Annotated in this window: 8 protein-coding genes; 2 read left to right on the forward strand and 6 right to left on the reverse strand. The window is 62.1% G+C overall.

The window, feature by feature from the left end:
- Positions 1-68 precede the first annotated feature (68 nt).
- The 3 genes from QM780_RS09815 to QM780_RS09825 are packed head-to-tail and all read right to left on the reverse strand — an operon-like array spanning position 69 to position 2838.
- The gene (locus tag QM780_RS09815) at positions 69-1007 is read right to left on the reverse strand and encodes a 50S ribosomal protein L11 methyltransferase (protein ID WP_415070293.1); all 939 of its coding nucleotides are present in this window, start codon (positions 1005-1007) and stop codon (positions 69-71) included.
- Between the two features lie 2 nt (positions 1008-1009).
- Positions 1010-1834: a TrmH family RNA methyltransferase gene (locus QM780_RS09820; RefSeq protein ID WP_415070295.1), complete on the reverse strand. Its 825-nt coding sequence runs from the start codon at positions 1832-1834 to the stop codon at positions 1010-1012.
- Positions 1831-2838 carry a class I SAM-dependent methyltransferase gene (locus QM780_RS09825; RefSeq protein ID WP_415070297.1) on the reverse strand — a complete coding sequence of 336 codons (1008 nt, stop codon included), beginning with the start codon at positions 2836-2838 and terminating at the stop codon, positions 1831-1833. Before QM780_RS09825 ends, QM780_RS09820 begins: the two co-directional genes overlap by 4 nt.
- A 345-nt stretch (positions 2839-3183) precedes the next feature.
- Here QM780_RS09825 and QM780_RS09830 point away from each other — a divergent pair, with 345 nt between their 5' ends.
- Positions 3184-3528 (forward strand): hypothetical protein, encoded by a 345-nt coding sequence (locus tag QM780_RS09830; protein ID WP_415070298.1) that lies wholly within the window; start codon positions 3184-3186, stop codon positions 3526-3528.
- A 39-nt stretch (positions 3529-3567) separates the two neighbouring features.
- Here QM780_RS09830 and prfB read toward each other — a convergent pair.
- The 3 genes from prfB to QM780_RS09845 form a co-directional block, all read right to left on the reverse strand.
- A protein-coding gene (prfB, locus tag QM780_RS09835; RefSeq protein ID WP_415070299.1) for a peptide chain release factor 2 occupies positions 3568-4702 on the reverse strand; the annotation gives its coding sequence in 2 pieces (ribosomal slippage) (positions 3568-4632 and positions 4634-4702; 1134 coding nt in all).
- 127 nt (positions 4703-4829) lie between these two features.
- The gene (locus QM780_RS09840) at positions 4830-7415 is read right to left on the reverse strand and encodes a penicillin-binding protein 1A (protein WP_415070300.1); all 2586 of its coding nucleotides are present in this window, start codon (positions 7413-7415) and stop codon (positions 4830-4832) included.
- A gap of 154 nt (positions 7416-7569) precedes the next feature.
- Positions 7570-8808, reverse strand: coding sequence for an N-acetylmuramoyl-L-alanine amidase (locus QM780_RS09845; RefSeq protein WP_415070302.1), 1239 nt, complete (start codon positions 8806-8808; stop codon positions 7570-7572).
- A 792-nt stretch (positions 8809-9600) separates the two neighbouring features.
- On the opposite strand from QM780_RS09845, the gene QM780_RS09850 reads away from it, so the two are divergent.
- Entirely contained in the window at positions 9601-12627 is a 3027-nt protein-coding gene (locus QM780_RS09850; protein ID WP_415070303.1) for an Rne/Rng family ribonuclease, read from the forward strand.
- Positions 12628-12663 lie beyond the last annotated feature (36 nt).

Below are 12663 nucleotides of genomic sequence, written 5' to 3' on the forward strand. Positions count from 1 at the left end.
GCGCCTCCCCTCAAAACGGCTCGCCCGAATAGCATCATAAATGGGCGCGGACCAGCCACGCTCAAGACCTACGGCAGATAGCCCTTGTCGAGATCGTGGACTTGTCGCGACAAAATCTTACCGCCGGCGTTTTTGTGAACGGCTGTCCAGGCGAGATGCGTTCCGGCTTCCTCCGACGAGCTCGAACGCAAATCGATCCCGACGACATCGCTGGCAGCGGCATTAATCGGCGCGGACAGCGGAAAATAGAGCTGTTCCCAGTGCGTGCGCGGCGACAGCGGCCCGGTCGAAAAGCCGATTCCGGGCACCAGTTCGACCTTCCACCACGTGGCGAAGCCATAGATTTTGGCCGGGCGCGGCAAGCGCCATTCGGTTTCGCCATGGCGTTTCGACTTCGTTTCCGACGTCAGATCGATTTCGTCCCACACCTTGGCGCTTCGGCAACCGTCGAGGATCTCATCGGCGTGCAGGGCGCGGACGTAAGCGTTGTTCAACGACATGGTCTGCGCGACGGAAAGATCGAGGCCGTGCCCGACACGTTCCCAGGCGCGAAGTTCATCGTCGATGCGTGGCGCGACGACAGGGGCAACGTATTGGATGATATGATGCGGAATGACCGTTCCGCCCGGCTTCAGGAAACGCCGACGCGCGTCGGCAAGCGTCGCGATGATGTTTTCTTCAAGCGCGTAGTTGCCGAGCGTTTCGGAGACGATGATGTCGGCGGAAAGCTTGTCCTGAAATTCGGTCGAATGGCACGGGATCAGGTGGCAGCGCTTGGCTTTGTTGGCTTTGAGCACGGCGGCCGCGACGCCCGCGACCTCGGCGGTTTCGAACAGAAACACATCCTTGGCTCCGAGCTTCGACGCCATGAGTCCGAGCAATCCGGTGCCGGCACCAATGTCGGCGACGATGGATTTGCCGGGCACGATCGCGGCTTTCAGCGCGGCGAAGAACGCTTCGTTGCGGACCTGATCGGCGATCAGCGTGCGGTGGTATTCGATGCGCATGATCAAAGCTTCAGATGAGGGCCGCGGACTTGATAGAGCATCAGGGCGGTCGCTATCGCGAGATTGAGAGAATCGAGCGCGCCGGCCATCGGGATTTTAACGAGCGTCGAGCAGACGGCGGCGGCGCCGCCTGAAAGTCCGGGGCCTTCGCTGCCCATCACGATCAGCTCGCGGCCAGCGTAAGTCATCGCGCGGAAATCCTCGCGCGCGTCGAGATGCGTGCCAATCACTTCGCCGGGCCAGGCTTTGGCGAGCGTAAAGAAGCTGTCGCGGTCGAGCTTCACGATCGGCACGGCAAAGATCGAACCCATCGTGGCGCGGATCGATTCCAGCGCATAGGGGTCGCAAGTCGTGCCGACCATAATGATGCCGGATAGCCCGACGGCATCGGCGGTGCGGATGATGGTTCCGAGGTTGCCGGGATCGCGGATCTCTTCGAGCGCGAGCCAGGTATCGGCGGCCGTCACTTTCAGAGGATCGGGCGGCGGCGAAAAGCGCTGGCGGAAAACACCGAGCAGCGATTGCGGATTGTCTTTCGACGCAAGCTTGGCAAGGACGGGTTCGGAGACTTCGAGGACTTCCGAGCCAGCTTCGAGCGCCGATTTCACCAAGCCGCGCGCCACCCCGCCTGCGGCTGCGCCCGTCTGATAGACCAGCGTTTCCGGGATGAAACCGTTATCGCGTGCGGTTACGAGGAGCGACGTGCCTTCGGCGACGAAGAGGCCGGTTTCCTTGCGCACCTTTCGCATTTCAAGCGCGCGGATGGCCTTGATACGATCATTGGTAAGGCTCGTTATGATCTTCGGCGTATTGGCTGCGGGCTTCATGGCGATGCCGCCCAGCGCACAAAAAGCGAGGTCGGGACAAGCGGTCCTGCGCGCGATTTAATCGCAAGCTCGCCGCTATCGAACGAGCCTCCGCGTTCTGCGAGCGCTTCGCGCATCAGCTGATCGAAGGCGAGTGACGAGGCACGGATGGCATAGATCGTCAGCACCATCGCGGCGTTTTCGGGCGCGAGCAACTTCGCGAGATCAGCCAGCAACGACGGAAGATTCTGGAACAGATCCCAGATCTCGCCCTCGGGGCCGCGCCCGAACTTCGGCGGATCTACGAGGATCATGTGATAGGTCTTGCCGCGGCGAACGTCGCGGGCGGCGAACTTGGCGGCATCATCGAGCAGCCAGCGGATTTTCGCAGCGCCGAGCTTGGACGCTTCCTGATTTTCCTTGCCCCATTGAATGGCTTTCTTCGACGCATCGACGTGCGTGACCTCGGCACCGGCTTGCGCGGCGAGCAGTGAGGCGGCGCCCGTGTAGCCGAAGAGATTCAAAACGCGCGGCGTCTCGCCTTTCACCTTGGCGAGGTGGTCAAGCATCCACTGCCAGTGCGGTTCCTGCTCGGGAAAGAGGCCGAGGTGCCAGAGCCCTGCGAGCTTGCAGAGCATGGTGACACTTGCATTCCCTCCCCCCGCACTCGCGGGGAGAGAGCCAGGGTGAGGGGCCGCAGCAGACGACACTGCGTGTGGCCGCCCCTCACCCCATGAAGAATGGGGAGAGGGAGAAAGGCTCAATTTCACCGGCCAGGCATCAGGCACGGGCTTGTCGATGCGCCATTTGCCTTTTTCGTCGTCCTCGCCCGAGGCGGAAAAGACGGCGTTCGCCTTCGCCCATTCTGATTTTGTGAGCTTCGGCTGCCAGAGAGCCTGCGGCTCCGGGCGATCGACGATCACCTTGCCGAAGCGCTCGAGCTTGCGGCCCGAACCGCAATCGAGCAGCGCGTAATCAGCAAAGCCTTCTGACGTAATCAGGTGCAAATGGTCGGGCGGCGGCATCGGTGGCGGACGGTTCGAAAGGAAAGACGGGTCCGCGCTTTAACACGCCTGTCGCTCATGTCGAGAAATCAAACGTCCGGCGGGCATCGGGAAGGCCTAACCGCGGCCCCCCCCCGGGAGTCGAATGAGGCGGCAGGGACTGCGAACGCCGCTCGTTACCGGGCGGCTTTAACGGGGCCGGAGACGCCGATCGTGTCGCGCCCGGCCCCGACCAGCGTGCCCCGTCATCAGGTGCATGCCCGCAACACATGATCAAAAAGTGTGATATCGCCTAGATCCGTCCGCAAATCGGCGTTACGGCAAAGTGCCAGGGTACGCGTTGAGGGACGTAACCGGAGGTTTCGGATGCTGATTTATCGAGCTATGGCGGCCGCCGTTATTTTCTCGGCGCTCATGGTGTCGGGACCTGCGAACGCGTTCGAAACGACCTCCATCGGCGGCACGAACACGGACGGATCCGCAAAATATCAGGATCCGGACGAACTGGGCGCCGCGACGGCGCCTTCGACATCATCATCGCCGTTCGGCAATTTCAATTTTCAGGTCGGCACGCCTGCGAGTTCGGATCAGTCCGGGACGAACTGGCTGAACGGTCCGGGCTCGTCCGCATTGGGCTTCACCGGGTCGCAAAGCACATCCGCCGGCCCTGCATCGCCGTTCAACACCCCGATCCTGCGCGACCGGAACTGATCAGGTTCGTCCGATCTGCCCGACGATCGCAGCCGGGTTTTAGTCCAGATCCTCGACTGTCACGGGTTCGGCGCCGCCCTTGATGCGCTGTGACAAGGCCGCCTCGATGAACTGATCGATATCGCCGTCCAAAACTTCGTCGGGATTGGTCGACTGGGCGCCCGTGCGCAAATCCTTCACCAGCTGATAGGGCTGCAAGACATACGAGCGGATCTGGTGCCCCCAGCCGATGTCCGTCTTTGCCGCCTGCTCGGCGCTGGCCTTCTCTTCGCGCCTCTTCAATTCCATTTCGTAGAGGCGTGCCTTTAGCCGCTTGAAGGCGATGTCCTTGTTCTGATGCTGCGAGCGCTGCTCCTGGGCGAAGATTACGATCCCAGACGGCTTATGGACGAGGCGGACCGCCAATTCCGTCCGGTTGACGTGCTGGCCGCCGGCTCCCGAGGCGCGGGCATACGAAATATCGACGTCGGACGGATTGATATCGACATCGATCGTATCGTCGATAACCGGATAGACGGTGACGGACGCGAAGCTCGTGTGACGGCGCGCGTTTGAATCGAATGGCGAAATGCGAACGAGGCGATGAACGCCGGCTTCGGTTTTCAGCCAGCCGTAGGCGTTCTCGCCTTCGATCTCGAAGGTCGCCGACTTGATGCCGGCTTCTTCGCCCGGGCTTTCGTCAACGAGCTTCACCTTGTAGCCACGACGCTCGGCCCAGCGCACGTACATGCGGGCCAGCATCGACGCCCAGTCCTGGCTTTCCGTGCCACCGGCGCCCGCGTGAACTTCGATGTAGGTATTCATCGCATCGGCTTCGCCCGACAGCATCGCTTCGATCGAGCGGCGCTGCGCTTCGTGATCGATGCGCTTCAGGGCATTTTCGCCTTCGCTGATGCTTGCGTCGTCGTTCTCGGCCTCGCCAAGCTCGATCAACGTCAGCGCGTCGTCATAGTCACGCTGCAGGCGTTTGAAGTCGGTGACGGACCGCTCAAGCGAATTGCGCTGGCGCATGACCTTCTGCGCGTTCTTGGCATCTGTCCAAAGATTGGGGTCTTCAGCTTTCGCATTCAGTGAAGCGAGACGGTCTTCGGCCGTCTCCCAGTCAAAGAGACCTCCTCAGGAGGGCGAACGCCTCCTTGATGTCATCGGAAATTTTTTGCGCTTCTGCGCGCATGGGAGCCTCCGAAACCGGCGGGGCCGGCAATGCTGTTCGAATGGAGAAAATCAGGAGCGGACGTATAGTGACGCTCGGCTGTCATGTAAACGCGCGCAATTCCCGGCGCGGCAATCGGCGCGTGCCACTACCATAGTCCGTTCGGCGTCAAAGATCCGCCGTCGGGCCGGTTTGCCGGAGATACCGGGCGCGCCACGCGCTCGGTCGCCGGCTGGCCCGAGACGGCGGGAGATGCCGACGCATCGGCGGTTGCGCCGTTGATGCCGATCAGGCCGTAAGCGTCGTCGGGTTCTTCGTCGGGCTTGAAGGCTTCCATGATGGCATTGGGATCATCGGCCGAGGCACGCAGCCCCGTCTTCAGATCGACGCGCACAAACTTGATGCCGGGCGGAACGCGGAACGGCGCGGGCGGAGTGGTGCCCAGCGCATCCTGGACGAATTCGCCGAAGATCGGCGCGGCGATGGCGCCGCCGGTGTTGCCTTTGCCAAGCGGCTTGGGCGTGTCATAGCCGACGAAGACGCCAACCACCATGGTCGGCGTGTAGCCGAGGAACCAGACGTCCTTCTCTTCGTTGGTCGTGCCTGTCTTGCCGGCAATCGGGCGATTGAGCGACTTCAGAACGGTGGCCGTGCCGCGCTGGACAACGCCTTCGAGAATGTGGGTGATCTGATATGCGGTCAGCGGATCGATCACCTGACGGCGGCTGTCGACAAGTTGCGGCTCGGGCTGGTCCGCCCAACGGTCGGCCATGCAGCCCATGCACTGGCGCTCATCGTGCCGCCAGATGGTATGACCGTAACGATCCTGAATGCGGTCGATCAGCGTCGAAGTCACTTCCTTGCCGCCGTTCGCCAGCATGCAATAGGCCGTCGCCATGCGCAGCAGCGTCGTTTCGCCGGCGCCGAGAGACATCGACAGCACCGGCAAGAGATCGTCGTAGATGCCGAAGCGCTTGGCGTATTCGGTGATGATCGGCATGCCGAGGTCTTGCGCCAGGCGCGCGGTCATCTGGTTGCGCGAGTGCTCGATGCCGAAACGCAGCGTCTCGGGGCCGGCAGTATCGTCCGTTTCATAGTTCTTCGGCTTCCAAACGTCCTGGCCGGGTCCCTGATCGATTTCGATCGGCGCATCGAGAATGATCGAGGTCGGCTTGTAGCCGTTGTCGATGGCGGACGCATACACGAACGGCTTGAAAGACGAGCCGGGCTGGCGCTTGGCCTGAATCACGCGGTCGAATTGGCTGAGATCGTAGGAAAAGCCGCCTGCGATGGCGAGCACACGGCCGGTGTAGGGATCCATCGCGACGAGGCCGCCGCCGATCTGCGGGACCTGCATGAGAGACCAGGCGCCCTGGACGTTATTGGGATCATTCGGAGATACGAACACGACATCGCCGGGAGACAGAATGTCGGCCGTCGTCTTGGGATCGATACGCTTGCCGCCGGCTTTCTTGGCGGCCCATTTCATGTCGTCGAGCGAGACTTCGACGGCCTCGCGATCCTTGGCAAGCGTCGAGTCCTGCTGCCGCGGCGGCTTGAAGCCAATGATCGCCTTCTTCTTCTGCGTTTCGAGCACGACGCCAAGGCGCCAGGGCTGAATGTCGGACGGGCTCGAAATCTTGCCCAATGCGACGCCCCAATCGCCGGAAATATCGATATGCGATACCGGCCCGCGCCAGCCTTGCCGGCGATCGAACTTCACCAGGCCGTCGGTCAAAGCCTTACGCGCATATTGCTGGAGTTGGGGATCGAGCGTGGTGCGGACCGAGAGACCGCCGCCGTAAAGCTTGTCCTCGCCGTACTTGGCAAGCAGGGTGCGGCGAACTTCTTCGGCGAAGAATTCGGCGGTTTCGATGTGGACCGTGTTGGGCCGCAGGTTGACTTCGAGCGGCTTCTTCTTTGCTTCCTCGGCCTGCTCTTTGGTGATGTAGCCGTTTTCGGCCATCTGACCGATGATCCAATTCCGGCGCTCAGTCGCCTTCGCCTTCTGACGGAACGGATGGTAGTTGTTCGGGCCTTTCGGAAGCGCCGCGAGATAGGCGGCTTCCTCGATCGTGAGATCCTTGAGCTCCTTGTTGAAATAGGTGAGCGCCGCAGCGCCGACGCCATAGGAGTTCATGCCGAGGAAAATTTCGTTGAGGTAGAGTTCGAGGATGCGATCCTTCGAATAGGCGCCTTCGATGCGGATGGCGAGAATGGCTTCCTTGATCTTTCGCTCGATCGAGCGCTCGTTGGTCAAAAGAAAGTTCTTGGCAACCTGCTGAGTGATGGTCGAGGCGCCCTGGGTCCTGCGGTTCGAACCGTGAACTTTCGACTCCACCGCCGTAAAGACGGCGCGAAGCACGCCTTGCAAGTCGATGCCGCCGTGTTCGTAGAAGCGGCGGTCCTCGGCCGACAGGAAGGCGCCGATGACGAGCTTCGGAACGTTGTTGATCGGAACGAAGATGCGCCGCTCGCGCGCGAACTCGGAGATCAGCGAGCCGTCATGCGCGTGGATGCGCGTCATCACCGGAGGCTCGTACTTCGACAGGCTCTCGTAATCGGGCAGGTCGCGGGACGCTTGCCACAGCAGAAATCCTGCCCCGGCCGAAGCGGCGAGGAAGACCAGTACGAACGTGCCAAAGGCGAACCCAAGAAAATTGAGCAGCAAGCTTCGGCGCCGCTTTTTCCTTCTCCTAGGTGCCTTGGGCGGCGGCAGCGTGGGCGCGCGCATCAAATTCGAGATTCCGTCAGTCTGTCGCTGGCTTTAATGCTTTAATCGAGGCGGCTTACGTCTATTGCCGCGCCGCAGCAATGGCAATCCCCTCAGAACATTCGCACATTAGCACGGAATGTGGCAGCACGTCGTCCGAGGGCGAGCGCCATCCTCAGCGTTGTGAGGCCGTGCGCTTGTTGAAGTAAATTTGCACCGCCCCGGCGATCGCGTCTGCGACGTTCGACTGCCAAGCCTCGGTGAGCATCTGCTCTTCGTCGGCGCGATTGCTGATGTAGCCGAGTTCAACCAAGACCGAGGGGGCATCCGTCTGCTTCAGGACCTTGAACGCGGCGGAACGGCGCGGCACGCGCGACATCGCGATGGTCTTGCCAAGGCGCTTGGCCAGAACTTGCGAGAAATCGGACGAAAAGTTCGACGTTTCCCGTTTCATCAGGTCGATCAGGATGTTCTTGACCTGATCGTCGTTGCCGGTTTCCAGGCTCTCGATGCCGGCCAAAAGGTCGGACGCATTCTCCTTCTCGGCGGCAATGAGGGCCACCTTGTCGGATGCCTTATTCGACAGCGTGTAGATGGTCGCGCCGCGAATGTTTCCGGCGGCGGTTTTCTCCTCGATGGAGTCGGCGTGGAGCGAAATAAAGAGATCGGCAGCGTTCTCGCGTGAGAACTTGAGGCGGTTGTCGAGGGAGACGAAGACGTCGTCGGAGCGCGTCAATTTCACGTCGTAAAGCGCCGTTTTCTCCAGTGCAGCCTTGAGTTGCAAGGCGACCGCAAGGACGATCGTTTTCTCGTTCACGCTGTTGGCGCCGATGGCGCCTGGATCGATGCCGCCGTGGCCGGGATCGATTACGACCACCGGCCTGCCGTGGGGCTTGCTGCGGCCGTCCGAAGGCTCCAACGGCATCATCGGGTCGACGGCCGTTTCGTCGGCCGCCGGTGCCAGCCCTGCGCCGGTGCCCCCGCCGAAAGACTTGGAATCGGTCGGCATAAGGGCGACAGCGAGTTTAACCGCCGATGAGCCCTTGAGCCGGGTCATGTTGGCCGAGTGGATGACAACCGGCCCCTGGGTATCGATGACGATGCGGGATTTGTGGCGGGCGAATAATCCGTAGCGGAAGGCCTTTATCAGACCTGCACCTTTCTGGCCGACAGCCGGATCGAGGCGGAAGGCGACATCCGGCAGATCGAGGACGACCCGATAGGGACTGGCGAGGGTGAAAACCTGGACAGTGACGCCTTCGCTCATCGTCAATTCGAAGATGGTCGAACGGCCGGTAACCGTCAGATGCGTATCGAGTGCCTCGGCGGCACCGGCCCGATGCGGAAGCATCACGCACAAAACCGCCGCTACTGCCGCTAGAAATTCCAGCAAGCGCTTGCCGGGACGCCACATTAACAGACTTCCCCCTCCATTGCCGTTCGACGCACTATCCCCGCCACCGCGTTAAGGCTTTGTTTTCATTCGTTATATATATGGACTATAGTTGCCTCGCGAAGTCGTCTGCCCGGCAGTTTTATAGCACTTGCCAGCAACGGATCGACCTCGTACAGTTTGAAATGTATTCGGTGGCGCTTAAGACACACGCCTAAGTGGTGTTTGTTGCATAGGCGCCTGCGGAACCCGATCGGCCTGCTGCGGGGGCAAAGCTCTGCTTTCACAGGTAATCGGGTCAAGCACGGATGGCACCTGCTCGAGGCGAGCGCACGGGGAGTATCACGTCGCTCAGCAGGTTTCGTAGCTTTGACGCCTGAGCCCCCGGCGGCTCTTTGTCGAGGCATTAAAACTTGTGCCGGTCGCTCCGGTTTGTCGGGTCGGGTAAAAGCACGAATTGCTGGGCGACCATAATTTGATCCACCGCGACGCCGGACGGCGTCATAATTTCCCAGCCAATCGTCCCCTCATTCCGGACATGCAGCTGGGCCATAGACGACAGGCCATGACGATAGCTCGCTCCGTCCAATCCAGCGCCAAGGGGATTTCGGTCCCAACGGTGCTTCAATCCGTTCCCGCGTGGCGTTCGCACGCCGCCGGAACGCGGACGGCGCGCAAAGCGGCGCGGCCGCCAACCCTTTCATCACAGCAATCAACCAAAAGAACGCGCCGCCGCGCGAACCTCGCAATCCGCTCCAACAGTTCTGGTTCGAGATGCGAGCCGCCGCCACGGCGTGCCAAGGAAAATAAGCAATGTCGAACACGAAAATGCTCATCGATGCCACGCATCCCGAGGAGACTCGGGTCGTGGTCCAGCGCAATGGCCGGGTAGAGGAATTCGATTTCGAAAGTGCTGCCCGGAAGCTTCTCCGCGGCAACATATATCTCGCCAAGGTGACGCGCGTAGAGCCGTCGCTACAGGCGGCTTTCGTCGACTACGGCGGCAACCGCCACGGATTTCTGGCATTCAACGAAATCCATCCTGATTACTATCAGATCCCGGTCGCGGACCGGCAGGCACTTCTCGACGAAGAGGCTGCCGCCGAAGCCGAGTTAGAGGCTGCCGCCGACAGGCGCGCAGAAGCTATGGCTCGCCGGAGTGCGACGCGAACAAGCGCCGGGGCGGCTCCCGGGGGCGATAGCGAGCCGTCATCGGACGACGATTTCGGCGACCAGTCGTCGGACGAGGGCGAAGAGACGGCGCATATCGTCGACGTCGAGGAAGACGAGCACATCGAGGAAATCGGTGGCGAAGAAGGCGAAGAGCCGGTCAAGGTGATCGCAGTCGCCGTGCCGATGCCGGACGAGGATGCGATCTCGGAGCCGGTCGAAGCCGAGACGCCGGAGCCCGAGAGCACGGCGTCCGCCGATACCGACACCATTCCGTTAGCCGAAGGCCCCGAGGAAGCGGCCGTCGCTGCCGACGACGACGCAGACTCTGGCGATGCCGATGCGGAAACGCATCATGGTCACGCGCATGACGACGAACAGGCGCATTCCGATCAACCGCACGTGCACGACGATCACGCCGCCGATCGGGACGACTCTTCGAGCGGCGAATACCACGAAGAGGCTCAGCAACGGCCCCGCCGCCGCCCCCGCAGCTACAAGATTCAGGAAGTCATCAAGCGCCGACAGATCATCCTGGTTCAGGTTGTCAAGGAAGAGCGCGGCAACAAAGGCGCGGCGCTGACGACGTACCTGTCGCTCGCGGGACGCTACACGGTTCTGATGCCGAACACCGCGCGCGGTGGCGGCATCTCGCGCAAGATCACCAATCCGCAGGATCGCCGCCGCCTCAAGGCCATTGCGCAGGAGCTCGAGGTTCCGGAGGGCATGGGCCTTATCATCCGCACCGCCGGTGCAGCGCGGACGAAACAGGAAATCAAGCGCGACTTCGAATATCTGCTGCGGTTGTGGGAAAGCGTGCGCGAACTGACGCTGCAGTCGACGGCGCCAAGCCTCGTTTACGAGGAAGGCGACCTCATCAAGCGCTCGATCCGCGACCTCTATAACAAGGACGTCGAAGAGATCGTGGTGGCGGGCGATGCCGGGCATCAGGAAGCCACCGACTTCATGAAGATGCTGATGCCGAGCCACGCCAAGAACGTGGTGGCCTACCGCGAGCCGACGCCGCTGTTCACGCGGTACGGCGTCGAGCGCCAGCTCAACGCCATGTTCCAGCCGCAGGTTACGCTGCGCTCGGGCGGCTACATCGTCATCAACCAGACGGAAGCGCTGGTCGCCATCGACGTCAACTCGGGCAAATCGACTCGCGAATTCTCGATCGAAGAAACGGCGCTGGCGACGAACCTCGAAGCGGCCGATGAAATCGCGCGGCAATTGAAGCTCCGCGACCTCGCGGGCCTCATCGTCATCGACTTCATCGACATGGAGGAAAAGCGCAACAATCGCGCCGTCGAACGTCGCTTGAAGGACGCCCTGCGCTTCGACAGGGCGCGCATTCAGCTTGGCCGCATCTCGCATTTCGGTCTGATGGAAATGTCGCGTCAGCGGCTGCGGACCGGCGTGCTCGAAGGCTCGACATCGCAGTGCCCGCATTGTCAGGGGACCGGCATCATCCGATCGACGGAAAGCATTGCGCTCGCGGTGCTGCGCGGACTTGAAGATGCCATCACGGCAGGGGCGTCTGGTGCGCTGACCGCAACGACGACGTCGCCGGTCGCGCTTTACATCCTCAACAGCAAGCGTGCCTACATCACCGACATGGAGCATCGCCACGGTTATTCGGTGACCGTGCTCGGCAGCGACCGCGTGCAGGGCGCGAACTTCACCATCGAGCGCGGCGGCGCTGCGGCTCCGGTTCGCCGCGTTGAGCGCGCCGCCGTCAACATGGATTGGGGCTTCGACGGCGAAGAGGAAGCGCCGGCTTTCGAGGGCGGCGAGATCGAAACCGTCCAAAACGTCGATGATGCGGAAGACGGCGTCGGCGCGCGCGAAAATGGGCGCGGCGGCGATGGCGACGAAAATGGCGGCCGGCGCGGTCGCCGCAGACGCCGTCGCGGGCGCGGCGGACGTGAGCGCGGCGAGCGTTTCGGCTTCGATACGCGTGGTGAGCAAGGGTCCGATCTTGCGTCCGCGCCGCAGGCCAATAACGACGATGATGGCGACGCGGGTCCGTCCGATGACGAAGACCTCGATGCACAACCCACCGTCGGCGAAAGCGGTTTCAGCGAGGATGCGGAGAATGGCGCCAACGGCGACAAGCCCGCGCGGCGGCGCAGACGCGGACGCCGGGGCGGCCGTCGCGGCCGCGATCGGGGTCGCGATAACGGTGACAATGCCTCGATCCATGCCGAAGGACACGATGACGAAACGGCTGGCGGCGATGATCTGCCGGAAACCGAAAATGGTCTTAACGACAGCGACGTCGAAGGCGGTTCGCAGGAAGAAGCCAACGGCAGCCATTCGGCTGAGGCGCCCGCATCAGACGATGTGAGCGTCGCCGATAAGCCGGAAGTGAAAAGTCCGCGCCAGCGAATCTGGGATGTTGCCGCGAAGGCGCGCCCGGCCAATGAAGAAACCGCGGCGGTGGTGGAACCTGCGGCAAGCGAACCTGTGCAGGATGCGATCGAAGCGCCACCTATTGCCAAGGAGAGTGTCGCGGCTCAGAGGCGGCGACACGAAGTGGGCTCGAGCGAGCCGCGCATCGAACGGGTTGTCGTTCGCCCTGGCGAAGAAGCCGAAGCGCCGGCCGCCGAAGCCCAAGCTGCGCCCCAACGCAAAGGCTGGTGGCAGCGCAAATTCGGCGGCGAGTGACCTGTCAATTCCGAGAGGGATCGCGACACGTTCGTG

Source organism: Hyphomicrobium sp., assembly GCF_047600905.1.
Classification (GTDB): domain Bacteria; phylum Pseudomonadota; class Alphaproteobacteria; order Rhizobiales; family Hyphomicrobiaceae; genus Hyphomicrobium_B.